Genomic DNA, 24,419 nt, shown 5'->3' on the forward strand with positions numbered 1-24,419 from the left:
CTTAGCTATTGCTCCCTGCGCCGGGTTCGTTGACGAAGCCAGAGGTTGCGATATGTGCAAACCCTTCGCCAGTGTTCTGAACGAGGATCAGTGCAAGCTGAGTGCCGGGGAAGAACGGGTCGACCAATACGCATGCACGCAGAATGACCATTTCATTCTCTGCACCTTCCTCAAACTTGGTAACAGGCTGAACTTCAGTGGTTCGATCGCGGCACTTTGCGCCGGGGTCTGGCACGGCCCATGTGTTCCGGCTGATCGCGCGCATGTCCAGCATGATGTTGCCTTCGCAATCCCCCATCATGCTACCCACGTTCTCGCAAATTGAATCCCGAACGGTATCCGCTGATACGTCGGCCCAGTTGCCAAGTCGAACGTTACGCACAGTGATATCGACAGCGCGTTCCAAGAACATTTGACGCGTCATCAGCATTGCCAGCTCAAACGCCGAAATCCAAATGGTGATGAAGACTGGGAACAGGATCACGAATTCCATCGTGGCCAGCCCGTCTTCGGACTTGCGGAAGCGGCGAACCGCGCCCGCAAAACGCCCAGAAAGGCTCTGCAAACGGTTCATTGTGTCAACCTCAACTGGTTAATAGAACTGGCGATCGTGCCGAAAATCTCAGCCAAATCCGAACCCGTCGCCGGGAAGAAGTGGCTGGGTGAGCTTGCACAGCCGCTCATGACTGAATCGTTCGGGTCGGTCTCAAAACCAATCGTGTAAACGATGACGCCATTGCTCTTGGCTGCCGTACATGCCTCGCTCAGGCGAGCGTTCTTGTCGGTGTTGCCATAGTTGCTTTCAGCTGTCTCAAGCCACGAAAACTGGTTGTACCAAGAAGTTGGGAATTTTTCGAAGACTTCTTGGAAAGTCATCTGAACAGCCGAACCAGGCTCGCTCTGGGTTTCAGTCCAGCAGCGTGTTCCGTACCACCAAGACTTCTTACAATATTCCACTTCAACGTCGTCGCCATCGCCATAGGGGTGGTCGTTCCACGTGTTATTGTGAGTGTGGTAGTATTTATCGGTCGCAGGGTTGTAGACAGAATAGCGGTTTGAATCTGCCGTGTTGCGGAAGACTTCCGAAGGGCCCGAACGGAAACCTTCGTTCAGGTAATGCTGATCGGTGTTAACACCATCCGTCATCAGCACGATCACTTTCATCGAGTAATCTTGGGTATAGCTATACGGGCGGCCAACGAATTTCGTGTCAACGAAGGTCCCGCCGTCAGGCGTGTTGGTCGTTGTAAGATTGGTGAGGCCGATCCGGAACGCTGGATCCAGCAGGCCAAGGCCCCATTTCATACCCACATCAATCGATGTGTTCCCGCCAGCGGAAAGCGCGTTGATATAGGTTTCCATATCGGTGTGTTTGGCCACAAATGGGCGGATTTCACGCCAAGAGTCTGTACGACACGTCCGGCTTCTGGGTGACTCGTTGGCGTCGCTCCACGGGTCAAAGTGCCCGGTCCGCAGCAATTCGATATCAAGCGGGATGTCCGGATAAACGAAGTCGTCGGGATCAAAGGTTACACAATGAGAATCTTCATGTTCGTCGGTGACCTTGAACTGGTCCAACAGTGTTTTGCCAACTGTAACTTGCTCGGCGTAGGGGACCAAAGTGATGGAAACTTTGCCCTCTTCAACGGTGCAGCTTGCGTTGTCAGGATAATCCGAACGCTTTGCCTTGGGGTTACACTGCATGTAAAACGAGAAGTCTTTGGCCGCTTTGCGCAGCTCGTAAATCTTTGATTTTCCGGTGCTGGAGTCCCAGCCCATCGAACCCGAAACGTCCACTACGAGCGAGATTTCAAGGTCGGTGATGCCTTCTTCTGCGGCACCAGCGCCAACAGCTGCCAGCGATTTAATGCCAAGCATGGGAAGGAAAATCGTATTAACGTCTGCTCTGGCCGTTGCCGAAACGCGGCGGAAGCTGAATTCGCCCGATGCTTTCGTTTCGTTAATCTTAATATCGTCGGCAGAGATGTAACTGCTTAGCCCCGCCTTAGCGAAGTAGTCCAGAACGACCGCCTTCGCGTCTTCGGTTTGGTCAAGGTCAGCGGCGGCAAGGACGGCGCGATCAAGTGTGTTTTGAATGGTGGTGCGCGTGTATTCCGTGCGCATCGCGTCAACCGCCAAGCCACCCGCAAGCAGCATCATCACCAAAATAAACATGGCGAAGATCAGCATAGAACCATCTTCGTCACGTCTGAACGAAGAGGCACGGCTAGAGAAAGCCGCCTTCGTGTTTTTCATCTGATATTTCAGCTTTTCGTACACGTTCATTAATACCACCATCACCAAATCAATTCTGGGAGCGACCCAGAGAAGGAGAGTCACCCTTAGGACGGATCACCGCAAATGTCTTGTCTTCTATTCCTGTGGTCAAAATGGGGCATCACTAAGTCCAAGAATCGAAAAAAAAGCAGAAATTTAAGATCAACGAAGGGGGAAATGGTTAATTGGTGTAATATTGGCAACAATCGAATTCCAGCAAAGCTTCCGTTTCAGTGAGGGCATCAAAGCGTCGTCGGTAAATCAGGTGTTAGTCTTCAATAAAATATAGGTGAGTCGCCAGAAACGTTCTTCAGGGAGGAAGAATGATATGAACCCGACCAAAGAGCCCAGTTTTCGTGAATCTGTTGATCTTATGTTCAATCATGCCGTTGCACTGATGGACTTGCCGCCCGGGTTGGAGGAGAAAATAAGGGTCTGCAACGCGACCTATACGGTGCGGTTCGGCGTGCGACTGCGCGGGCAGCTTCATACCTTTACCGGCTATCGCTCTGTCCATTCTGAACACATGGAGCCAGTCAAGGGCGGCATTCGCTATGCCTTGGCGGTGAACCAAGACGAGGTAGAGGCGCTTGCCGCGTTGATGACCTACAAATGTGCGCTGGTCGAGGCACCGTTTGGCGGGTCCAAAGGCGGGCTTTGCATCGACCCGCGCGAATGGGATGAGCACGAGCTTGAACAAATCACCCGCCGGTTTTCATACGAATTGATCAAGCGCGACCTAATTCATCCGTCGCAAAATGTGCCTGCGCCCGACATGGGCACGGGCGAGCGTGAAATGGCGTGGATTGCGGACCAATACAATCGGATGAACACCACCGACATCAACTCGCGTGCCTGTGTTACGGGCAAGCCGCCGCACGCAGGTGGCATCGCGGGGCGGGTCGAAGCCACGGGTCGCGGCGTGCAATATGCGCTGCGCGAGTTCTTCCGCCATCCCGAAGACATTGCCGCGGCTGGCCTGTCGGGCACGTTGGATGGAAAGCGCGTCATCGTTCAAGGGCTGGGTAATGTGGGCTATCACGCCGCGCATTTCTTGACCGTCGAAGATGGCGCCAAAATCATCGGGATCGTTGAACGTGACGGCGGGCTGTACAGCGAAACTGGCCTGAATGTAGAGGCCGTGGCCAAGTGGATCCGTGCACATGGTGGCGTTAAGGGGTGTACCGAAGGCACCTATGTCGAAGATGCCTCTTCGCTGCTGGAAGAGGATTGCGACATCCTGATCCCCGCGGCGATTGAGGGGGTGATAAACCTCGGCAATGTCGAAAGGGTGAAGGCACCATTGATCATCGAGGCGGCGAACGGCCCAGTCACGGCTGGCGCGGACGCATTCCTGCGTGAACGCGGCACGGTGATCATTCCCGATATGTACGCAAATGCGGGGGGCGTAACGGTTTCCTATTTCGAATGGGTCAAAAACCTGTCGCATATCCGGTTTGGCCGGATGCAACGCCGCCAGGAAGAGGCGCGCCATCAACTGGTTGTTGACCAGTTGGAAGACTTGTCAAACGCCTTGGGGAAGACGTGGTCACCCGCACCTGATTTCAAAGAGAAATACCTGCGCGGCGCGGATGAGTTGGAGCTGGTTCGTTCAGGTCTTGATGACACCATGCGCGTTGCGTACCAGTCCATGCGCGAAGTGTGGCACGGGCGCGATGACGTGACCGACCTGCGCACCGCCGCTTATCTTGTTTCCATCGGGCGGGTGGCTGAAAGTTACCGTGCAAAAGGGCTTTAGGCCGCCATTCGAATTGTCGCGAATTGGCCTGTTCTTGTCGTCACCAGAACGGGCCGGTGAACGGCGCCATTGAATACTGATCCGCAAGTTGCTTTGCTACACCCACTGGTAGGGAGAGGTGCATGCGCTATTCGGGCTTACGGGTGATACAGCAGGGTTTGACCGGAAATCGCGGTTGGAAACCGGTTTGGCGTAGCCCTGAACCCAAGCCCGAATATGACATCATAATAATTGGCGGCGGCGGGCACGGCCTGTCCACGGCCTTTTATCTGGCGAAAAATCATGGGCTGAAAAACATTGCCGTTCTAGAGAAGGGCTACCTTGGCGGCGGCAACGTTGGGCGCAATACGACAATCGTGCGCGCGAACTATTTTTTACAAGGAAACTCAGAGTTCTACAGTCACTCCCTAAAGTTGTGGGAAGGGCTTGAGGATGAGCTGAATTACAACATCATGCATTCGCAACGCGGGCTGATTAACCTGTTCCATTCCGATGGGCAGCGGGATGCCTTTGTGCGGCGCGGAAACGCCATGATCAACCAAGGCGACGATGCGATTTTATTGGACCGTGAAGGGGTTCGCGCGCATCTGCCCTACCTTGACTATGAACAAACCCGTTTTCCGATTTATGGCGGGTTGTATCATCCGCGGGGGGGAACCGCGCGCCACGATGCCGTCGCGTGGGGGTATGCTCGCGGTGCGGATGCGCGGGGCGTTGATCTTATTCAGCAATGTGAGGTTACGGGGATTGACGTTCAGAACGGCAAAGTGACCGGCGTGCAAACCACACGTGGGGCGATCCGGGCGAAAAAGGTGGCGATGATCACTGCCGGGCGTTCAGGCCAAGTTGCAGCGATGGCAGGGCTTCGATTGCCGGTGGAAAGCCATGTTTTGCAAGCGTTTGTCACCGAAGGGCTGAAGCCCGTCATTGACCATGTCGTAAGCTTCGGGATGGGCCATTTTTATATCAGCCAGTCCGATAAGGGTGGGTTGGTCTTCGGCGGTGATCTGGATTTTCATGCTTCTTACGCACAGCGGGGGAATCTTCCGATGGCCGAACATGTGATGGAGGCGGGGATGACGCTGATGCCAATGATCGGGCGGGCGAAAGTGCTGCGGTCATGGGGCGGTATCATGGACATGACGCCCGATGGTTCGCCGATTATCGACAAAACGCCGATTGAGGGTTTGTTCATCGATTGCGGCTGGAACTACGGCGGGTTCAAGGCCGTTCCGGCATCTGGCTGGGCGATGGCGCATTTGATGGCGACGGGCCAACCTCATGAAACGGCTGCGAAATTCAGGCTGAACCGCTTTGCCACGGGTCATCTGCTGGATGAAGAAGGCACCGGCAGCCAGCATAACCTGCATTAAGGAGGGAAGGATGAGATTGAACTGCCCCCTCTGTGGCGAACGCGATCGGCGCGAGTTTTATTACATGGGCCATGCCGATTACCTGAACCGTCCCAGCGAAGGGGCGGCGCCAGATGCTTGGGATGCCTATTTGCATTTGCGCGACAACCCAGCCGGCCTCACCCGCGATTTGTGGTTTCACGAAATGGGCTGTTCCGCGTGGTTGGTGGTTGAGCGGAATACGGTGACCCACGAAATCCTCTCAACCACGTTGGCCACTGATGTGAAGGAGGCCGGGGAATGAGGGTTGCTGGGAAAGGGCGCGTCAACCGGCATGTGACGGTCCCGTTTACATTTGACGGCAAACGCTACAGCGCGTTTGAGGGGGATACGCTCGCCTCGGCTTTGCTGGCCAACGATGTGCGACTTGTGGGGCGGTCGTTCAAATATCACCGTCCGCGCGGCATTTTCAGCGCCGGATCGGAAGAGCCGAACGCGTTGGTCACAATCGGCCACGGCGCGGACCGAACGCCAAACGTGCGCGCGACCATGCAAGAGGTTTACGAGGGGCTTTCCGCGCGAAGCCAGAACGCCTGGCCCAGCCTGCGCTGGGATATGCTTGCAGTGAACGACAGTTTCGCGCCGTTTCTGGGGGCCGGTTTTTACTACAAGACCTTCATGTGGCCGAAAGCGTTTTGGGAACGCGTCTATGAACCCGTAATACGGCGTGCGGCTGGGCTTGGCGCGCTGTCGGGGCAGCACGACGTGGGGCGATACGATAAGGCGTTTGCCCATTGCGATGTGTTGGTGATCGGTGGCGGGCCAACGGGCCTTATGGCGGCGCTGGTCGCCGGGCGTGCCGGGGCCGATGTCATTCTGGCCGACGAAAACAGTGAATTCGGCGGCCGCCTTACCGGTGAGGTTGAAGAGATTGACGGCCAGCAAGGCCATGCGTGGGCCGATCGTGTGGTGGCAGAGCTGGCGCAAATGCCCAACGTCCGGCTGATGCGGCGCACCACCGTTACAGGCAGCTATGACCAAGGCAGCTTTGGCGCGTTGGAACGTGTGTCGCTGCACCATGCGTGCCCGCACCCGGACGCACCGCTTGAAACCTTTTGGCGCATCACGGCCAAGCGCAGCATCCTGGCGGCTGGCGCGTTGGAACGGCCAATTGCTTTTCCGAATAACGACCGGCCCGGCATCATGCAGGCCGGGGCGGTGCGCACCTATTTGAACCGTTGGGGCGTTGTGCCCGGGCGCAAGGTTGCAGTGTTTACCAACAACGACAGTGGCCACCGCACAGCGCAAGATTTGCACGACGCCGGTATAGAGGTCACAGGCATCATCGACGCGCGGACAGATGTGGGCTCTGTTGTGGGTGTTCCAACGTTCAATGATGGGCAAGTCGTTGCGACAGCCGGGCGGCGGGGTGTGGAGCAGGTCACCTTCACGCATTCGGGCGGGCAGAAAACCATTGCCGCCGATTGCCTTGCGGTTTCGGGCGGGTGGAACCCCTCTGTCCATCTAAGCTGCCATATGAATGCCCGCCCACAGTGGCGCGAAGATATCGCGGCCTTTGTTGCCGCAGATGGTGCTGTTCCGGGGATGTCCATCGCGGGTGCGGCGGCGGGGGCTTTCACGACAGCTGCTTGCCTTAGCGGCGGGGCGAATACGGCGCTGGGCGTGCTGGCTGATTTGGGCTTTACCAAGCCCGAAGTCGCCGTTCCTAAAGCGCAGGACGGAACGTATGACATCACGCCGCTATGGTCGGTTGCCGGAAACGGACGAGCGTGGCTGGATTTTCAGAACGACGTCACGGTTAAAGACGTCTCCCTTGCGGCGACAGAGAATTTCGCCTCGGTCGAACATATGAAGCGTTACACGACCCAAGGGATGGCACCTGATCAGGGTAAGAACTCTAACATCGGGGCGTTGGCGGTATTGGCGGATGCGACTGGCCGCACCATTCCGGAAACCGGAACGACTACCTATCGCCCGCCATATACGCCGGTGTCGATTGCCGCGATGGGGGCAGGGGCGCGCGGCAAAGGGTTCGCGCCCGAACGGTTTACAACCTCTCACACCGCAAGCGTTCAACGCGGCGCACCAATGATCGAAGCAGGGCTGTGGTACCGCCCTTCGTATTTTCCGGCGCGCGGGGAAACCACGTGGCAGGAGGCGTGCGAGCGGGAAGTCAGAATGGTCCGCAATGCAGTGGGCATTTGTGATGTGTCGACCCTTGGAAAGATCGACCTTCAAGGCCCGGACGCTGGCGCATTCCTTGATCTGGTTTATACGAACACGTTTTCGACGCTAAAGCCGGGGCGGGTGCGCTATGGCGTAATGCTGCGCGAAGACGGGCATGTGATGGACGACGGAACCGCCGCACGGTTGGGGCCGGATCATTTTGTGCTGACAACGACGACCGCCGCCGCCGGGCAGGTGATGCGCCATCTGGAGTTTGTGCATCAATGCATCGCCCCGCAGATGAATTTACGCCTAGCTTCGGTCACCGAACACTGGGCGCAATTTGCGGTGGCGGGTCCTAACGCGCGCGAAGTGTTGAATGCGGTGGTGGATGACCCGATCACGGAGGAGGAGTTTCCGTTCATGGCCTGCGGCGCGGTCGCGATCTCGGGCGTTGAAGGGCGGTTGTTCCGCATCTCATTTTCCGGGGAGCATGCGTATGAGGTCGCCGTTCCTGCGCGCTACGGTGACGGCCTGTTTCGCATGCTTTTGAGTGTGGCCGAGGCCCTTGGCGGTGGCCCCTATGGGATGGAGGCCCTGAATGTGCTGCGCATCGAAAAAGGGTTCCTGACCCACGCTGAATTGCACGGGCGCACGACGGCGTTTGATTTGGGGCTTGGCACCATGATCGCCAAGAAAGACTGCATAGGCAAAGCCGCCGCCCGACGGCCGGGCCTGACCGGACCAGAGCGAGAGCAGTTGGTCGGGCTAAGGGCGGTAAAGGCAGGCGATGAAATCACGGCCGGAGCGCATCTGTTCCGCGAAGGGGCAAAGCCGATACGTGAGAATGGCTTGGGCTATGTCACGTCGGCCTGCTATTCGCCCACGATGGGCAATACACTGGCGCTGGGCTTTCTGCGAAACGGTAGGGCGCGGCATGGGAAACGAGTGTTGATGGTGGATCATTTGCGCCAAATCTCTACCGTGTGTGAGGTCTGCGACCCTGTTTTTTTTGACCCTGAGGGGAGGCGCGCCCGTGGCTAAACTGATTGCCAAACCGGCCTTGGAAACAGGAATGCCGTTTGCAGCAGGCGATGCGCAGCTTTCGATGCCGGACTTGGGCTGCCTGACCTCTATCGCGCCGTTTGATGGGGCCTTAGCTGCCGTCGCGGCCTCGCTTATGGCAGCGCATGGTCTTGGCTTTCCCGAACCCAGCAAGATGACGGTGGCGGAGAATGCACAGTGCATTTGGTGGGGCCGTGGGCAGGCGATGTTGGTTGGGCCAGCCGTGGACGATGGATTGGCCAAGCACGCGGCGCTGACGGATCAAAGCGATGGCTGGGTGGCGTTTCTGCTGGACGGGGCGGGCAGTACAGAGGTTCTGTCGCGGCTCACGCCGATAGATATGCGCCTTTCGGTTTTTCCAGACGGGCACACCGCCCGCACGCAGCTTGGGCATATGATGGCATCGATCACGCGGACAGGGGCGCAACAGTTTCGGATCATGGTCTTTCGTTCCATGGTGCAGACCGCGTTGCACGAATTGCAGGGCGCGATGAAAGCTGTCGCTGCGCAAAGCTGAAAACTCGCATTCAAATTTCGCAAGGGCGCTGGACAGCACCGGTGTGAGGCCCGATATTATGGTCTATGAGTCTGCCCCCCGGTTTCCTTGATGAACTTCGCACGCGCACGTCCCTGTCTCAGGTCGTCGGGCGCAAAGTCATGTGGGATGCGCGCAAGTCCAATCAGGGCAAGGGCGACATGTGGGCGCCGTGCCCGTTCCATCAGGAAAAGTCGGCCTCGTTCCATGTGGATGACCGTAAGGGGTATTATTACTGCTTCGGGTGCCACGCGAAGGGGGATGCGATTTCCTTCGTGCGAGAAACCGAAAACGTTGGCTTCATGGAAGCGATCGAAATTCTGGCCGGTGAGGCTGGCATGCAAATGCCTGCCCGTGATCCACAGGCTCAGCAAAAGGCCGACCGGCGCACCCAATTGGCCGAGGTCATGGAGCAGGCGGTCCAACACTATCGCCTTCAGTTGAAAACCGGGGGCGCGGCGGCTGCGCGCGATTATCTGGTGCAACGCGGGCTTTCCGAAGCCGCGCAAGAGCGTTGGGAGATTGGGTTTGCCCCAGATCACCGCCAAGGCGTGTTTTCGCATTTGACGGGCAAAGGCGTTGCGGCTGATCTGGTCGTGGATGCTGGGCTGGCGGCCAAGCCCGATGGTGGCGGCGCACCTTATGATCGCTTTCGCGGGCGCATCATTTTCCCGATCCGTGATGCGCGTGGCCGTGCGATTGCGCTGGGCGGGCGGGCGATGGACCCGAACGCACGCGCGAAATACCTGAACTCCCCAGAAACGGAGCTGTTCGACAAGGGGCGTAGCCTGTTCAACCAAGGCCCGGCGCGCGAAGCTGCGGGCAAGGGCCAGCCGCTGATCGTTGCCGAAGGGTACATGGATGTGATCGCGCTAAGCGAGGCCGGGTTTGGCGCTTGCGTTGCGCCGCTGGGCACTGCCGTCACGGAATCTCAGCTTCAGATGTTGTGGCGCATTCACCCCGAACCGATTGTTGCGCTTGATGGTGATACCGCGGGCTTACGCGCCGCGATGCGCCTGATCGATCTGGCGCTGCCGCTGCTTGAGGCCGGTCAATCATTGCGCTTTGCGCTGATGCCTCAGGGGCAAGACCCCGATGATGTTATCCGTTCCGGCGGGGCGGGGGCCATGCAAAAGCTGTTGGATGCGGCGCAGCCCATGGTGCAGCTTTTGTGGCAGAGAGAGACTGAGGGCAAAGTTTTTGACAGCCCCGAACGCAAAGCCGCGTTGGACAAAGACCTGCGCGCGGCGATTGCCAAAATCAAAGACCCGTCGATTCGTGGCCACTACGGCGAAGAGATCAAGAACCTGCGCTGGGAGCTGTTTGGCGCGCAGCGCAGTAAAAAGAAAAGAACCAGCAACTGGAAATCGCGCGAGGCTGACCTGCGCGCAAAGCCAACCACCAAGAATTCCGCGTTGGTTGCCGCGCCGCCCCAGTTCGAAGAAGAACTGCGCGAAGCCGTCATCCTTGCGACGCTGATCACTCACCCCACTTTGCTGCCCGGCTTTGAGGGAGAGTTGGAGCAGTTGGAGTTTGTGGTTCCCGAACACCGACGTCTTCAAGGGGCGCTATTGACCCATTTGAACGAGTCCGATCCGGCTGTTCTGCAAAAGGCAATTGAGGGGACGATAGGGCCTGCGCCCCTTGAAAAGCTGTTTTCGCTTAGCCATGTGCAAATTGCACCGCCCCTTCAAAACCGCGCGGATTCGGAAAAGGCATTGATGTGTATTGCCGAAGAACTGGCCAAGCTTGAAGCCGCAAGGGGCGTCACGCGTGAGATCGAAGATGCCGTTCAGGACCTTGCAGGTCTGGCCGACGAAGGCCTGACCTGGCGCCTTAGTCAGGCCGCCGAGGCCTACAGCCGGGCGGGCCGTGGAGATACCGAAGATACAGGTGAATATGACATCGGACCAAATGGCGCGCGCCTAAGCAGGGATGAGCGCAGCGCCTTCGATCAATTGCTAGAACAAATCGAGTTTTCTAAGGCATCGAAGAGACCTTCGTGACGTTGGAGAGACGATTGGGTAAAGAAACAGAGCTAAACGGGTGTGCAGGCGCGTGATTCGCGCTATTGATTCGTTCTAACCGAGGGACCGAATCAGCTTCCCCGCGCAAGGAGCAGAGAATGGCCGCTAAAGACAACGACGACCGTAAACAAGACGATCAAGACTCTGAGATGACTCTGGATATGAGCCAAGCCGCCGTCAAAAAGATGATCGGCGAAGCGCGCGAGCGCGGCTATATCACCTATGAACAGCTCAATCAGGTGCTGCCACCTGATCAGGTTTCGTCCGAACAAATCGAAGACGTGATGTCGATGCTATCCGAAATGGGCATCAACATCATCGAAGAGGAAGAGGCCGAAGAGGAAGAGCAAAAAGGCTCTACCGACCTTGTCGAAACGTCGACGTCGCGCGAAGTTGCGGTTGCTCAGACAGAAACCGAAAAGCTGGATCGCACCGATGATCCAGTGCGCATGTATCTGCGCGAAATGGGGTCTGTCGAACTGCTAAGCCGTGAAGGCGAGATTGCGATCGCCAAGCGGATCGAAGCGGGCCGCAACACGATGATCTCGGGGCTTTGTGAAAGCCCACTGACCTTTCAGGCGATTACGATTTGGCGGGACGAACTTCTTAGCGAAGACATTCTGCTGCGCGATGTGATCGACCTTGATGCCACCTTCGGGCGCACGCTTGAAGAAGATGGTGACGAAGTAGAGCCGGTTGTCGGTGCTGTGAACGTCGAAGCGGGTGCCGCCCCGGCCAAGCCAAAAGAAGAACAGCAAGAGCTGGATGCCGATGGCAACCCGATCAAAGCTGAGGACGACGACGACGAAGACGAGCAGGCCAACATGTCGCTTGCTGCGATGGAAGCTGCGCTGAAGCCTCAGGTTCTGGAAACGCTGGACCTGATCGCGCACGACTATGCCATGCTGGCAGAGATGCAAGATCTTCGGATGTCGGCCACGTTGAACGAGGACGGCTCGTTCACGACGAAAGAAGAAGAAGCCTATCAGAAGCTACGCTCGGAAATCGTGGTTCTGGTGAACGAGCTTCACCTGCACAACAACCGTATCGAAGCGCTGATCGATCAGCTTTACGGCATCAACCGCAAGATCATGTCGATCGACAGCGCAATGGTAAAGCTGGCAGACCAAGCCCGCATTAACCGCCGCGAGTTCATCGACGAATACCGCGGGTACGAATTGGACCCGACTTGGCTTGACCGTATGGCCGAAAAATCCGGCCGTGGTTGGCAGGCGTTCTGCGAACGCTCTGGCCCCAAGATCGAAGAACAGCGCGCCGAGATGGCGCAGGTTGGCCAATACGTTGGTGTCGACATCTCTGAATTCCGCCGGATTGTTCAGCAGGTTCAGAAGGGTGAAAAAGAGGCGCGTCAGGCCAAGAAGGAAATGGTCGAAGCCAACCTTCGCCTCGTGATCTCGATCGCCAAGAAATACACCAACCGTGGCTTGCAGTTCCTTGATCTTATTCAGGAAGGTAACATCGGCCTGATGAAGGCGGTGGACAAGTTTGAATACCGCCGCGGTTACAAATTCTCGACCTATGCAACGTGGTGGATTCGTCAGGCGATCACCCGGTCCATCGCGGATCAGGCGCGCACGATCCGTATTCCGGTGCATATGATCGAAACGATCAACAAGCTGGTCCGGACGGGCCGTCAGATGTTGCACGAAATCGGCCGCGAGCCGACGCCGGAAGAGCTGGCCGAAAAGCTGCAAATGCCGCTTGAGAAGGTCCGCAAGGTGATGAAAATCGCTAAAGAGCCGATCTCTCTCGAGACACCAATCGGTGACGAGGAAGACAGCCAGCTTGGTGATTTCATCGAAGACAAGAACGCAATTCTTCCACTGGATTCCGCCATTCAGGAAAACCTGAAGGAAACCACGACCCGCGTTCTGGCGTCCCTTACACCGCGCGAAGAACGCGTTCTGCGGATGCGTTTCGGCATCGGCATGAACACGGACCACACGCTGGAAGAAGTGGGTCAACAGTTCAGCGTGACCCGCGAACGTATTCGCCAGATCGAGGCGAAAGCGCTGCGAAAGCTGAAGCACCCAAGCCGCAGCCGCAAGCTGCGCAGCTTCTTGGATCAATAAGAAAAAGGCGCCTTCGGGCGCCTTTTTCTTTGGGTGTGTCGGCTATGTCATGACCATTCCTGCCGTCCCTGTCTTTTGGGGAAACAGCGGAAACATTGCTTTTTTTCAAGGCGACACGGTTGTGGATTGTACCATTTCGATCAGTTGGATCAGGTTCCCGCATGTGTCATCAAAGACCGCCATACGGACTGGTCCGGCGTCCATCGGTTCTTGAACAAATGTAACTCCTAAACCGACCAACCTTTTCCACTCGGCGTCGAGTGCCTCCACTTGAAACGAATGTGCCGGAATACCATCGGCAACTAATGCGTCTTTATAGGGCTTAACCGCGCGATGGTCGCTAGGCTCTAGAAGCAACTCTGTTCCTTCTGGGTCTCGGCTGGACACTACGGTTAGCCACCTATGTTCGCCCACGGGGATGTTGTTTTTGACCTTGAAGCACAACACATCAGTGTAGAATTTCTCTGCCTTGTCCTGATCATCGACGAATATGCTTGTGACATAAATTCTCATGCTTTTTCCGTACTCGATTGACTGATTGATCGACGTAACGCTGTGAACAGGCATTACCTTTGATCGAATGCTATCTGAGGTGGTCTGCTGAAAACAACCGCCATGCTGACATTCAGGTGGCATGAAGTTCTGCGTCTGAGTGCCCGAAGCATAGTAACCAGTAGCAATGCAATTGAAAGAATAACGGCGCCCGCAGGCGCCGCCTTTTATTGGCCGGGGATCAGTGATCTAGTGTCAGAGCTGCCTCTGGGCGTGGCGCCGCCTGCGGGGCCTCGGTTGCGCATGCCGGTGGCGGAAACGGCATCCGGGTTCACGCCAACGACCAGCGCGGCTGTGTATTTGTTGGCTTGTTCGCGTATCGCTGCGAACGCGCCGTCGCCTGCTTGCGCGGCGATCCAGTCGTTGCTGTTCACCGTGTCGCGCGCGCCAGAGCGGGCGTTGTAGGGCGCGACCGTGTCGAACAGATATTGGCTTAGTGCGTCGGGAAAAAAGATCTGACTGGTGAGAACCGTCGTTTCATCCAGAAATACCTTATAGTGGATGTGCGTCGTGCGCCCGCGGTACCAGCCGGGATAGATGGTATCGAATGTCACCAACCCGCCGTCGCCCGTGAACTGGGTGCCGCGCAAAAACGTTTCGCCCTGCGTGTCATTCACGCTGTCGCTGCCTTGGCCGGAATAACCGGAATAGTTGCCTTCGGCATCGCAATGCCAAATGTCTACGCGTGCCCCTGCGAAGGGGGCGCATTGTGCGTCGACCACCTGCATTGTCAGCTTTAACGGGATGCCCGTTTTTCCTTCGGTGATATCCGCGCGGATAAGGCCGGGGTCTAGGTAATAGGGGCCTTCGGTTACTTCGGGCATCACCATGCAAACGTTGGGCGTGACAAGCCCTGCGGCGCTGGCTGCAGATTGCGCCCATGCCGGTGCAATGCCAAGCGCGGCCACCGGTGCGGCCGCAAGGGATTTCAAAAGGGTGCGGCGGCTGACGTCAGTGGTGACGCGGGTCATTGGTATTCTCCTGGTCGTTATTCAGGTGATACGTGGGGGCTGGTAGGGTTTTATGGGGTGACGTGGGTGGTGCCAGTCGCAGGGGCAGCGTATGACTTTGCCCATGCAAACGACCTTTACCATTTCGACATCCGGCGCGGGGCTTTACGAATTTACCCGCGATGTGACCCGTTGGTGTGCGGGGCAGGGCGATGGGCTGCTGACGCTTTTTGTGCGCCATACCTCTTGTTCGCTGCTTATTCAGGAAAACGCGGACCCAGAGGTGCAGACCGATCTGCGCGCATTCTTTCACCGGCTTGTGCCGCCCACGACCGATCCGTCGATGGCCTATCTGACGCATACATATGAAGGGCCGGATGACATGCCCGCGCATATCAAGGCGGCGATGATGCCGGTGTCGTTGTCCATTCCGGTTACCAATGGGCAGCCGACCCTTGGCACGTGGCAGGGGATATACCTGTTTGAACATCGTCAGGCGGCGCATCAGCGCCAAGTTGTGGCGCATCTTTCCGCCTGACGGTTTTGGGTCAGCCTTCCAAGACGAAGGTCACCATCATATTGACCTGATAGGCCGTGACCTTGCCGTCTTTCACGACGACTTTCTGTTCCTTGACCCAAGCGCCGGTAACCCCGCGCAGGGTTTGGGCGGCCCGTTCAACACCGATCTCTACGGCGTCATCAAAGCTTTTGGTGGAGGTGGAGGAAATTTCGGTAACGCGTGCTACGCTCATTGTCATTCTCCCTTTATATGTGTGCTGCAATGATGCCACCGAAAGTGCCGTGCCATAAGGGGTGGGTTGCGGCATATTTTCCGGAAATAACCTCAGTATATGGTGTGGGCAAATCACCACTACCCATACGCTAGCGGCTGTCCTATAGTGCCTGTGGATAACTGGTGCTTTGGACCAAGGGGAAGGCAATGCGCTGTCCGTTTTGCGGAAATATTGACACTCAGGTGAAAGATTCACGCCCGGCCGAAGATCACGTCGCTATTCGGCGTCGGCGGTTCTGTCCGGCATGTGGCGGTCGCTTTACAACATACGAACGCGTCCAACTGCGCGATCTTGTTGTGATTAAATCAAACGGTCGGCGCGAAGACTTTGATCGCGATAAGCTAGAGCGTTCCATCCGGATCGCCTTGCAAAAACGCCCGGTAGAGCCCGAGCGGATGGACCAGATGATTTCTGGCATCGTGCGCCGGTTGGAAAGCATGGGCGAAACCGACATTCCCGCCAAAACAATCGGCGAGATTGTGATGGAGGCATTGGCCCGGATCGACACCGTCGCTTATGTGCGGTTTGCCAGCGTCTATCGGAATTTCCAGGAAGCAGGCGATTTCGATAAGTTCGTCAGCGAACTGCGCCCACCCGTCCAGCCGGAAGAGTGACCCAAGCCGAGAAGGACCAGCGCTTTATGGCGCTTGCCTTTTCGCTTGGCGCGCGGGGGCAAGGCCAGTGTTGGCCGAACCCTGCTGTGGGTTGTGTTCTGGTAAAGGATAAGCGGATCGTCGGGCGGGGCTGGACCCAACCCGGTGGTCGTCCGCATGCTGAAGTGGTGGCGTTGCAGCAGGCCGGTGAACAGGCACGCGGTGCAACCGCCTATGTTTCGTTAGAGCCGTGCGCGCATCACGGGAAAACTCCGCCCTGTGCTGATGCGTTGATCGACGCCGGGGTGGCCCGCGTTGTTAGTGCAATCGAAGATCCTGATCCGCGCGTCGCTGGCACCGGCCACAAGAGGCTACACGATGCTGGGATTGTTGTGGAAACCGGCGTGATGGCCAAGCAGGCCGCCGTCAGCCATCGCGGCTTTTTCCTGAACCGGGTCGAAGGGCGTCCAGCGCTGACCTTGAAACTTGCCACGTCTTTTGATGGGCGTATCGCGACGGCGACCGGTGAAAGCCAGTGGATCACAGGGCCAGAGGCGCGGCGTGTCGTTCATGCGATGCGGGCTCGTCACGATGCGGTTCTGGTCGGCGGCGGCACCGCCCGCGCGGATGATCCGATGCTGACGGTGCGCGGCATGGGGGCAGGGCATCAACCGGTTCGCGTGGTGTGTTCGCGTCGGCTTGACCTTCCGCTGGATGGGAAGCTGGCCCAATCGGCTTCTGAAATCCCGCTGTGGCTGTGCCATGGAGAGAACGTTACGGACGCCACCCGCGCCGCATGGGAGGCGACGGGCGCGCGTTTGATCCAAGTGCAGATTGGCCCCGGTGGTCAGTTGGAACCGCTTTCGCTGTTGCAAGCCTTGGGCGAGGCTGGGTTAACCCGCGTTTTCTGCGAGGGGGGCGGCGCGCTTGCTGCCTCGTTCCTGATGGCGGGGCTGGTTGAAGAACTTGTCGGGTTTACCGCAGGCGTTGCATTGGGCGCCGAAGGCTATCCCGGGATCGGTGCAATGGGCATTGATACCCTAGGCGAAGCGCCGCGGTTCACTTTGGTGGAAACGCGCGAAATTGGCGGTGACGTGCTGCACCGCTGGGAACGCGCCTAACGCCAGAACGGCGCAAAGCTGGCGAAGAGCCCTTGCAGTTTCGACAGGCTTCGACTTGCCCAGCTTGGCTTGGGAATATCGCCCGTTTGCAGACGTTCAACCGCGACTTCCGGGGGGCAGGCCTGCCCGGTTTGCGGGTCGAAATACCGCGGATACCCAATCAACGCTGCATGCGCGAGCTGCCAGAGGGACGGGCGCGCGATACGTCGTTGCGGCGCTGTCACAAGATCCCGCGTCAGACCCCAGCCTGCATAAAACGGTAAGCCTAGGCAGGTCACCTTTTTGCCCCGCACCAAGGCTTCGAACCCGAGAAGAGAGGTCATTGTCCAAACCTCTGCAACGGCATTGATCAGCGTGGCCGGGGCGGCATTGGCCACCACAGCGTCGGCAAGTTTCAATGCCTCGTCAGTCGGGATCGCGCCGGGGCGCAGGCCCGCTTCGACATCTGGGTGGGGTTTATACAGGATAACAGCATCCGGGTTTTCCTGCCGGACCCGTGCCAAAAGCGCCAGATTGGTGTTTTCGGCTGGGCACCCTGTCAGGATAGAGGCGTCATCTTCCACTTGGCCGGGCACCAGAATGCGATGGCCGGTTGGCAGATCAGGCAGTTCATCGCCCTGCAAATTGTATTTCGTTACGCCAGACTTGTTCAGCCGCGCCAACAACCTTTCTGCCCGATGAACTTCGGCTTCGGGCAGCTTGACGCTTGCAGATATAAGTCGTTCCAGCCGGCTTTCGTTGGTGGGGTCGTAATAAATCCCAAGGTCGTCGGTCACCAGTGATAGGGGCGGCACCAGTTCAGCGCCCAACCCGTGCGAACGTAGAAATCCATCTTCGACCCGGTGTGTGCCTTTTTCCGCGCGGTTCGCCCAAGCCATGACAGGGGTGCCGTGCTTGTGGCCATAGGCCATCGCGCGGGGCAGCGAGTTTGTGAATTTCACTCGCCCGTGCGTGCCAAAGAACCGTTTCAGCGGCTTTCGCTTCCACAGCCGCATGCCCACCGCGACCCATCCTGCGTTGTCTTCGCGCCAAGCGCGCGATTGGGCGGCAAGGTTGTCGATTACCTGTTCCAACTGACAAAGCTTGTCGCGATAGGGGTCATACCATGTTGGGGCAAGGATCATCGACGCGGCAAACAGTTGCGCGCGGGTCAGGTTCCGGGTGCGGCGCGGCAAGGGGTTTTCGTCCTGCGTAAGCCCCCAGCCGGCATAGAACGGATGGCCAAACACACGGGGTTTGTGGCCTGCCATGATCGCTTCGAACCCCAGTTGCGATGACACGGTGTAAACAGCCACGGCACCTTCCAGCAGGTGCCAAGGCGATACCGGGGCGTCGAATATCTCTGTTCGTTCATCGGTGTTGGCGCTGGAGTAATATCCGGGCCGGTGCCCTTGCGCTGTTTCCGGGTGGGTTTTGATTAAGATGCGCGCGCCGGGATTTTCGATCTGTGCGAAGGCAAGCATCTCGGTAAAGGTTGCTTTGCTGGCCCCCGATGCCGTGACGGATGCATCGCCCTCTGTCTGGTCAATCACCAGCACATAGCCCGGGTCCGGAACAGGGGCTTTGTCGTCGAACATATTGTATTTCGACAGGTGCAGATATTTCAGCCGCTCAACCGCAGCACGGGCGCGGTTCAACAGTGCGGTATCGTCCAGCGGATGGGTTGCCAGCAACGTTTCCAGATCGGACGGCTGGGACGGGTCAAAATGGACCCCGCTTTTGTCCAGCATCAAACCCATCGGAGGTTCGCCCTCGCGCCCCGGTTTTACGGATCGCAGAAACGCATCTTCGACACGCAGCAGCGGCGCGTCAGTATGGCGGGCCACCGCTTCGCCGCGAGGCGCAGTAGGGGACATGCCCCAAACGCCAATCCTGTCATCCGGCCCCGGCTTGCCAAGGCGAATGTCATAACCAGACAGTTCCAGAATGCGCCGCACGCGCCCTTGGGTCAGAAACCCGCCATTGAAAACGAAAAGCCGCCGGGGGGAATTATCCCGCCCGGCGGCTGATTGATTGTCCGGCTCAAGGCCCGGCATGTCTGGCATCACTTGACGAGGCTGTTCAGACTGTCAGCAGATGCGGCTGCGCCGGTGATTGCGCCCAGCGTCTTGTTCCATTGAACGAACGGCGCTTCGGTCACGTAAACCGTGTCACCGTCACGAATGCTGAAATCACGGGCCATGAACATGCCGGTCGGTTGGGTCAGGTCCAGAATATATGCGATGCGTTGGTCGCCCTGAAGGTCAGACCGGCCCAACACGTCGTTGGCGATATGGGCGGGCTCATTGCGAAGGATGAACACACCAGTCGGATCTGCAAGACCAGAGCTGAGGCCGCCAACTTGCGCAATCGCTTCAATCGCTGAAAGGGTCTGTTTTTCGAACGGCACCCGGTTCTGAGAGCCTGTTGCACCAAGCGCGGTAAAGGCGCGTGTGTCTTCTTCAACCAGAATACGGTCGCCAGCACGCAGGGCGATATCGTTTCCGGGACCACTGAACAGATCTTCGAACCAGATCTTTCCACGGTATTTGCCACGAATAACGGTGACCTGAGCGATCTCGGGTTCGATGGAAACACCACCTGCCGCGGCCAGCATAGAGGATAGGGTACGTGTCGGACGCTCAATCGGGTAAACGCCTTGCGCCCCAACGCTGCCTACGATCGACACAGCGGCACCATCGCCAGCGGCGCGGCGAACAAGGACCTGTGGATCGGGCGTTTGCGCGTCCAGTTTTTCGGTGATGATCTGGCGTAGACGCTCTGGCGTGTTGCCAGCGGCACGAATGCGGCCAGCGTATGGGATGAAGATGTACCCTTCGCCGTCAACCTGAACTTCTTCCAGAATGCTGGCATTCACGCCTTCACCGGCCAGAAGCCCGTCATCGACGTTCTCATAGATTGTCAGGCCAATGGTATCGCCAGCCTGGATTGTGTCGGAACCGACGACGCCAGCCTGCAGGAACGACTTGGAAAAACCCAGCCCGGGGGAAACGGTCGTTGCGCGTGTCACGCGGTCATTCACTGCGACGACAAACGCGTCACCAGCTTCCAGAATCGACCCTTCGAAAATCTCACGTTTGTTGGGGCCAGAACGCGGAAGACCGCAGGCTGCAACACTTGCCGCAAGCGCAAGCATAACCAATACCCTAGCGTGTCGGGAGGTCTTGGATGTCACTGCTCTGACTCCTTGATAAGAACAATCAGCGTATTTTTGAGGGAAGTTAAATAGTTCGTGAACAAAAGACCAGCACAGCGTGCATCAGGCTATTCCACCAGTTTTAACTGTTGCCGAGGAGCCGCGTTACCGCTGCGCAGGGCGTCATATGGGTCATCTTCTGCAAGAATCAGATCGACCAAGTGCCGCATTAGGTGCCGCCGCCCGCGCGCAGAATAGAAACCGCCGGGAAGTTGAGACGTTTCAAGAAGAAAGGTCCGATAGTCCCGATAGGCACGGCTGTCGGGGCGCACTGGTTTGGCAAAGAAGTCTTCCAATGGCAGCTCTGACACGAATTCGGGCTTTGAATAGACGGCCGTTCCGAAGACCTTCAGCGGGATACCGCGCCACAAGACCTGTTGCGCCGCAGTCGAATTGACGGTGACCGCGCTGCGAGCGTGGTTCAGCAAGCGGGCAAGTTTGCCGCCACGAACATAATGAACCCGATCTTCGACGCCGTGTTCCTTTGCAAGGCGGCGGATTTCGGTGCGCAGGGGAACGCGGCCATCCTCTAGCGGGTGTGCTTTGAACACCAAATGATGATGCTGCGGAGCGCCTGCGGCAAACCCAGCCATGCAAACGCTCAGAAACTCGGACATCGTCTTGAATGGGCTGTGCATGCGAAAGCTTGCGTCATGTTCCAGCTGCAACAGCACCAGATGATACGGGAAACCGCCGAATTTTATGCGCTGAGTTGCCCTGAAACGATCCATCGCGTGATAGGGCATCAACAACAGCCGACGCAGATAGAGTTTAAATTCTTGCGTGACCGTCAGATCGCGATGTGGGCGAAAGTTCCGGTATTTTGCGTTCTTGAACATCACAAAGAAATGGTAGAGCGCGCCGTAAAAGATGTGATGGCGCATGTCGCCCCATTGGGCTGGCGCGTCGGGATGTTCGGTGTCTATCTGCGCCAGCGTTGCGCGCATGTCTTCAACGCTTAGGTCCATCAGGCGCGAATGGCCGTTTGACCCATCGCGTTCATACGTTACCCAATAGGGGCGCAGGTACCCTTCTTCGAAGACGTGAACACGCAGGCCAAGTTCATGTGCCTTGGCAATGGCTTGGGCGTGGATAGGACGCGTATCACCGTAAAGCGCGATGTCGGTGATCTGATGCTCAGAAACAAGCTTTTCAAACGTGGCCGGCCATTCTGCGATCTGCGCCTGAAACCGAATGTAGTGGCGTTTGTCGTTCCAGAACACTTCGTCGCCAGCATTGAACCCAACACGCCAGACCTCTGCCCCGGCCGAACGAAGCATTCGTGCCAGCCGATCAAAGAATGGTCCGTGGGGGCCCTGAAGAAACAGAAACCGCCGATCCTGACCGAGCGCGTTCGCCATGCCACCGTCCAATTAAGTTCGTTTCGCCGCCGTGGCTGTGATTTGCCCGCAATTCGCGGGCCTGTCACGTTAATTTACATATATTTAACCCTAAAAGCGGCTGTTTTGGGGCGTTTGTGGTGATTGCGTTGGTTTGCGGGCTTGTCTTGCCCTTAAGCGCGGCGAAGTCTAACTCAGAAAGGGAAGACGAAAGGCACGTATATGTTCACAGGCATCATCACTGATATCGGCACTGTCCGTTCACTACAGCAACAGGGCGATCTGATTGCGCGCATTGGCACCAGCTATGCCCCTGACGGCATTGCCATCGGTGCTTCGATTGCGTGCGATGGTGTTTGTCTGACCGTCACAGATCGCGGCACTGACGCGCAGGGCAGTTGGTTTGACGTCGACATCTCGGCCGAGACGGTTTCGAAAACCAACATCGGGGACGGCGGCTGGCAGGTTGGCAAGCGTCTGAATTTGGAACGCGCCCTTAAGCTTGGGGATGAACTGGGCGGGCATATCGTTTCGGGCCATGTGGACGGCGTGGCCGAGGTCGTTGCCATGGCAGACGAAGGTGACAGCACGCGTGTGACCTTGCGCGCGCCGGATGCGTTGGCAAAATTCATCGCGCCGAAAGGGTCCGTGGCGCTGAACGGCACATCCCTTACCGTGAACGAGGTGAATGGCGCAGAGTTCGGCATCAACTTCATCCCGCACACCAAAACCGCCACAACGTGGGGCGATGCCAAGGTCGGGGATAAGGAGAACCTCGAAATTGATACCTTGGCGCGGTACGTTGCACGGCTGGCCGAATGGGATGCCAAATGAACATGCTGGGGCACAACAACGGCCCAACGATGGCGGGTGGCACAGCGTGGCGCACCCATTGTTGGACAAAGGCACGGCAATCGCTTTTGCCGACCTTGCCGTTGGAAATTGTGCGCCAACGTGTTCGGCGGGCCAATGAGATCGGCCTTGATTACAAAACCTACGCCACTGTGCGTGCCACGACAGGCCGCGATATTGTGGCGTTTTTGTTTTCCTCAAACGCGCTGGATCTGCGCAAGCCTTCAGATGTGGTGCCGGATGATCGCGCGGCCAAGTTGAAGGCGATCCAAGGGTGCGGGCGGTTGTTGGCGGCGCATCAGCCCTTGGACCCGGCAACCGTTGCTGAACAGTTGGCTGCGATGGGTATCGTGTTTCATCACAGCGTCGCGGCCCCAACATTCACCGAAAGCTGGAGCCAGATCAAAACCCGGATGGACGCGGCATTGGCCCACCGCAAGCTTCCCGGTGCGGGTGTTTTGATGGTGGGCGACACAGAGTGGGAACGCGATTGGTCTGTTGCCGGTCGCATGGCTGGTTATCTAAGCGCCCAACGTTACTTCGGCTAATGCGGCAAACGGATGCTTTCAATCAGCGCCACATCGGGATAACAGACGTTCTCTGACAAGGTTGGACGAGATGACCGAACGCAAAGACACCAATTACAGCGATGCGATTTCTTCCGTGGAAGAGATCATCGAAGATGCGCGCAACGGGCGCATGTTCATTCTTGTCGATCACGAAGATCGCGAGAATGAAGGTGATTTGGTGATCCCCGCGCAGATGGCCACGCCCGAGGCCATCAACTACATGGCGACCCACGGGCGCGGGCTGATCTGCCTGACCCTGACGGGCGAGCGGATCGACGCGCTTGGCCTGCCGCTGATGGCGTCTAACAACTCGTCCCGTCACGAAACGGCCTTTACCGTGTCCATCGAAGCACGCGAGGGGGTTTCAACCGGTATTTCGGCGCATGATCGCGCCCGCACCGTCGCTGTTGCGATTGACCCGTCTAAGACCGAAGCCGACATTGCGACGCCGGGCCATATCTTTCCGCTGCGCGCGCGCAATGGCGGCGTTTTGGTCCGCGCAGGCCACACCGAAGCCGCGACAGATATCAGCCGTTTGGCCGGGCTTATGCCCGCTGGTGTGATTTGCGAGATCATGAATGAAGATGGCACCATGGCCCGCCTTCCTGATCTTGTTGCCTTTGCCCAAAAGCAAAACCTAAAGATCGGTACGATCTCTGACCTGATCGCCTATCGCCGCCGTCACGACAATTTGGTGCGGGAAACCGCAGTCAAAACCGTGACGTCGGAATTTGGCGGCGAATGGCAGATGCGCGTCTTTACCGATGAAACCCACGGGGCCGAACATATCGTTCTGACCAAGGGTGACCTTGCGGGGGATGCGCCAGTGTTGGTGCGGATGCACGCGCTGGACCCGTTGAAAGATGTGCTTGGTATCGGCGGTCTGCCCAATGAATTGGGCGACGCGATGAACATCATCGCCGCCGAAGGGCGCGGCGCGATTGTCTTGCTGCGCGATACCACGATGAAGCTGATGACCGATGGGGCCGCTTCGCCGCAGAAACTTCGCCAATATGGCCTTGGCGCGCAAATCCTTGCCGCCCTTGGAATGACGCGCCTAACGTTGCTGACCAATTCACCCACGCCCAAAGTTGTTGGGCTTGATGGGTATGGTCTAAGCATCGAAGGCACCCGTAAGATCACGCAGGAGGGCTGAA

Annotated in this window: 21 protein-coding genes; 13 read left to right on the plus strand and 8 right to left on the minus strand. The window is 57.7% G+C overall.

Annotated features, from left to right (window positions below; all coding sequences use genetic code 11):
* Position 1: 1 nt before the first annotated feature.
* Together COL8621_RS04960 and COL8621_RS04965 are read right to left on the minus strand one after the other, a co-directional pair.
* Entirely contained in the window at positions 2-574 is a 573-nt protein-coding gene (locus tag COL8621_RS04960; RefSeq protein WP_093966184.1) for a TadE/TadG family type IV pilus assembly protein, read from the minus strand.
* Positions 571-2,286: a TadE/TadG family type IV pilus assembly protein gene (locus COL8621_RS04965; RefSeq protein WP_176438433.1), complete on the minus strand. Its 1,716-nt coding sequence runs from the start codon at positions 2,284-2,286 to the stop codon at positions 571-573. The genes COL8621_RS04960 and COL8621_RS04965 overlap by 4 nt, the downstream gene beginning before the upstream one ends.
* A gap of 319 nt (positions 2,287-2,605) precedes the next feature.
* Here COL8621_RS04965 and COL8621_RS04970 point away from each other — a divergent pair, with 319 nt between their 5' ends.
* The 7 genes from COL8621_RS04970 to rpoD all read left to right on the plus strand — a co-directional run bounded on the left by COL8621_RS04970 (position 2,606) and on the right by rpoD (position 13,295).
* On the plus strand, positions 2,606-4,036 hold the full coding sequence (locus COL8621_RS04970) for a Glu/Leu/Phe/Val family dehydrogenase (protein WP_093966186.1): 1,431 nt from the start codon (positions 2,606-2,608) through the stop codon (positions 4,034-4,036).
* A gap of 122 nt (positions 4,037-4,158) precedes the next feature.
* Positions 4,159-5,409: a sarcosine oxidase subunit beta family protein gene (locus tag COL8621_RS04975; RefSeq protein WP_093966187.1), complete on the plus strand. Its 1,251-nt coding sequence runs from the start codon at positions 4,159-4,161 to the stop codon at positions 5,407-5,409.
* Between the two features lie 10 nt (positions 5,410-5,419).
* On the plus strand, positions 5,420-5,692 hold the full coding sequence (locus tag COL8621_RS04980) for a sarcosine oxidase subunit delta (protein WP_093966188.1): 273 nt from the start codon (positions 5,420-5,422) through the stop codon (positions 5,690-5,692).
* Positions 5,689-8,619, plus strand: coding sequence for a sarcosine oxidase subunit alpha family protein (locus tag COL8621_RS04985; protein ID WP_093966189.1), 2,931 nt, complete (start codon positions 5,689-5,691; stop codon positions 8,617-8,619). The genes COL8621_RS04980 and COL8621_RS04985 overlap by 4 nt, the downstream gene beginning before the upstream one ends.
* Complete coding sequence (locus COL8621_RS04990) at positions 8,612-9,157, plus strand: sarcosine oxidase subunit gamma (protein WP_235823740.1); 546 nt, start codon at positions 8,612-8,614, stop codon at positions 9,155-9,157. The genes COL8621_RS04985 and COL8621_RS04990 overlap by 8 nt, the downstream gene beginning before the upstream one ends.
* A gap of 65 nt (positions 9,158-9,222) precedes the next feature.
* Positions 9,223-11,181, plus strand: a complete 1,959-nt coding sequence (dnaG, locus tag COL8621_RS04995) for a DNA primase (protein ID WP_093966190.1) — start codon at positions 9,223-9,225, stop codon at positions 11,179-11,181.
* A gap of 119 nt (positions 11,182-11,300) precedes the next feature.
* Positions 11,301-13,295, plus strand: coding sequence for an RNA polymerase sigma factor RpoD (gene rpoD / locus COL8621_RS05000; protein ID WP_093966191.1), 1,995 nt, complete (start codon positions 11,301-11,303; stop codon positions 13,293-13,295).
* A 105-nt stretch (positions 13,296-13,400) separates the two neighbouring features.
* Here rpoD and COL8621_RS05005 read toward each other — a convergent pair whose 3' ends face one another.
* Together COL8621_RS05005 and COL8621_RS05010 are read right to left on the minus strand one after the other, a co-directional pair.
* Positions 13,401-13,808, minus strand: coding sequence for a VOC family protein (locus COL8621_RS05005; RefSeq protein WP_093966923.1), 408 nt, complete (start codon positions 13,806-13,808; stop codon positions 13,401-13,403).
* 206 nt (positions 13,809-14,014) lie between these two features.
* The gene (locus COL8621_RS05010; protein WP_093966192.1) at positions 14,015-14,818 is read right to left on the minus strand and encodes an intradiol ring-cleavage dioxygenase; all 804 of its coding nucleotides are present in this window, start codon (positions 14,816-14,818) and stop codon (positions 14,015-14,017) included.
* A 103-nt stretch (positions 14,819-14,921) separates the two neighbouring features.
* Here COL8621_RS05010 and COL8621_RS05015 point away from each other — a divergent pair, with 103 nt between their 5' ends.
* Positions 14,922-15,335: a secondary thiamine-phosphate synthase enzyme YjbQ gene (locus COL8621_RS05015; RefSeq protein WP_093966193.1), complete on the plus strand. Its 414-nt coding sequence runs from the start codon at positions 14,922-14,924 to the stop codon at positions 15,333-15,335.
* Positions 15,336-15,345: 10 nt separating this feature from the next.
* Here the strand turns inward: COL8621_RS05015 and COL8621_RS05020 are convergent, their stop codons facing one another.
* On the minus strand, positions 15,346-15,549 hold the full coding sequence (locus COL8621_RS05020) for a dodecin family protein (protein ID WP_093966194.1): 204 nt from the start codon (positions 15,547-15,549) through the stop codon (positions 15,346-15,348).
* A gap of 188 nt (positions 15,550-15,737) precedes the next feature.
* On the opposite strand from COL8621_RS05020, the gene nrdR reads away from it, so the two are divergent.
* Positions 15,738-16,205 (plus strand): transcriptional regulator NrdR, encoded by a 468-nt coding sequence (gene nrdR, locus COL8621_RS05025; RefSeq protein ID WP_093966195.1) that lies wholly within the window; start codon positions 15,738-15,740, stop codon positions 16,203-16,205.
* Positions 16,202-17,305: a bifunctional diaminohydroxyphosphoribosylaminopyrimidine deaminase/5-amino-6-(5-phosphoribosylamino)uracil reductase RibD gene (gene ribD / locus COL8621_RS05030; RefSeq protein ID WP_268875508.1), complete on the plus strand. Its 1,104-nt coding sequence runs from the start codon at positions 16,202-16,204 to the stop codon at positions 17,303-17,305. Before nrdR ends, ribD begins: the two co-directional genes overlap by 4 nt.
* Here the strand turns inward: ribD and COL8621_RS05035 are convergent.
* The 3 genes from COL8621_RS05035 to COL8621_RS05045 form a co-directional block, all read right to left on the minus strand.
* Positions 17,302-19,341 (minus strand): capsule polysaccharide biogenesis protein, encoded by a 2,040-nt coding sequence (locus COL8621_RS05035; protein WP_093966924.1) that lies wholly within the window; start codon positions 19,339-19,341, stop codon positions 17,302-17,304. The genes ribD and COL8621_RS05035 overlap by 4 nt on opposite strands.
* An 8-nt stretch (positions 19,342-19,349) precedes the next feature.
* Entirely contained in the window at positions 19,350-20,441 is a 1,092-nt protein-coding gene (locus tag COL8621_RS05040; RefSeq protein WP_093966197.1) for a polysaccharide biosynthesis/export family protein, read from the minus strand.
* 128 nt (positions 20,442-20,569) lie between these two features.
* On the minus strand, positions 20,570-21,862 hold the full coding sequence (locus COL8621_RS05045) for a capsule polysaccharide biogenesis protein (RefSeq protein ID WP_093966198.1): 1,293 nt from the start codon (positions 21,860-21,862) through the stop codon (positions 20,570-20,572).
* Positions 21,863-22,063: 201 nt separating this feature from the next.
* Here COL8621_RS05045 and COL8621_RS05050 point away from each other — a divergent pair, with 201 nt between their 5' ends.
* The 3 genes from COL8621_RS05050 (at position 22,064) to ribB (ending at position 24,418) form a co-directional block, all read left to right on the plus strand.
* Complete coding sequence (locus COL8621_RS05050) at positions 22,064-22,675, plus strand: riboflavin synthase (protein ID WP_093966199.1); 612 nt, start codon at positions 22,064-22,066, stop codon at positions 22,673-22,675.
* Positions 22,672-23,241 (plus strand): hypothetical protein, encoded by a 570-nt coding sequence (locus COL8621_RS05055; RefSeq protein ID WP_093966200.1) that lies wholly within the window; start codon positions 22,672-22,674, stop codon positions 23,239-23,241. Before COL8621_RS05050 ends, COL8621_RS05055 begins: the two co-directional genes overlap by 4 nt.
* A gap of 70 nt (positions 23,242-23,311) precedes the next feature.
* Entirely contained in the window at positions 23,312-24,418 is a 1,107-nt protein-coding gene (ribB, locus tag COL8621_RS05060) for a 3,4-dihydroxy-2-butanone-4-phosphate synthase (RefSeq protein WP_093966201.1), read from the plus strand.
* Position 24,419 lies beyond the last annotated feature (1 nt).

Source organism: Actibacterium lipolyticum (assembly GCF_900184935.1).
GTDB lineage: Bacteria > Pseudomonadota > Alphaproteobacteria > Rhodobacterales > Rhodobacteraceae > Actibacterium_A > Actibacterium_A lipolyticum.

Coding starts and splice junctions, on each gene's coding strand:
- COL8621_RS05040 (WP_093966197.1), bottom strand. CDS start 20,441: ATGCTTGCGCTTGCGGCAAGTGTTGCAGCCTGCGGTCTTCCGCGTTCT.
- COL8621_RS04985 (WP_093966189.1), top strand. CDS start 5,689: ATGAGGGTTGCTGGGAAAGGGCGCGTCAACCGGCATGTGACGGTCCCG.
- COL8621_RS04970 (WP_093966186.1), top strand. CDS start 2,606: ATGAACCCGACCAAAGAGCCCAGTTTTCGTGAATCTGTTGATCTTATG.
- ribB (WP_093966201.1), top strand. CDS start 23,312: ATGACCGAACGCAAAGACACCAATTACAGCGATGCGATTTCTTCCGTG.
- COL8621_RS05015 (WP_093966193.1), top strand. CDS start 14,922: ATGCAAACGACCTTTACCATTTCGACATCCGGCGCGGGGCTTTACGAA.
- nrdR (WP_093966195.1), top strand. CDS start 15,738: ATGCGCTGTCCGTTTTGCGGAAATATTGACACTCAGGTGAAAGATTCA.
- COL8621_RS05035 (WP_093966924.1), bottom strand. CDS start 19,341: ATGCCGGGCCTTGAGCCGGACAATCAATCAGCCGCCGGGCGGGATAAT.
- COL8621_RS04980 (WP_093966188.1), top strand. CDS start 5,420: ATGAGATTGAACTGCCCCCTCTGTGGCGAACGCGATCGGCGCGAGTTT.
- COL8621_RS05005 (WP_093966923.1), bottom strand. CDS start 13,808: ATGAGAATTTATGTCACAAGCATATTCGTCGATGATCAGGACAAGGCA.
- COL8621_RS05010 (WP_093966192.1), bottom strand. CDS start 14,818: ATGACCCGCGTCACCACTGACGTCAGCCGCCGCACCCTTTTGAAATCC.
- COL8621_RS04960 (WP_093966184.1), bottom strand. CDS start 574: ATGAACCGTTTGCAGAGCCTTTCTGGGCGTTTTGCGGGCGCGGTTCGC.
- COL8621_RS04965 (WP_176438433.1), bottom strand. CDS start 2,286: ATGAACGTGTACGAAAAGCTGAAATATCAGATGAAAAACACGAAGGCG.
- COL8621_RS05045 (WP_093966198.1), bottom strand. CDS start 21,862: ATGGCGAACGCGCTCGGTCAGGATCGGCGGTTTCTGTTTCTTCAGGGC.
- dnaG (WP_093966190.1), top strand. CDS start 9,223: ATGAGTCTGCCCCCCGGTTTCCTTGATGAACTTCGCACGCGCACGTCC.
- rpoD (WP_093966191.1), top strand. CDS start 11,301: ATGGCCGCTAAAGACAACGACGACCGTAAACAAGACGATCAAGACTCT.
- COL8621_RS05050 (WP_093966199.1), top strand. CDS start 22,064: ATGTTCACAGGCATCATCACTGATATCGGCACTGTCCGTTCACTACAG.
- COL8621_RS05055 (WP_093966200.1), top strand. CDS start 22,672: ATGAACATGCTGGGGCACAACAACGGCCCAACGATGGCGGGTGGCACA.
- COL8621_RS05020 (WP_093966194.1), bottom strand. CDS start 15,549: ATGAGCGTAGCACGCGTTACCGAAATTTCCTCCACCTCCACCAAAAGC.
- COL8621_RS04975 (WP_093966187.1), top strand. CDS start 4,159: ATGCGCTATTCGGGCTTACGGGTGATACAGCAGGGTTTGACCGGAAAT.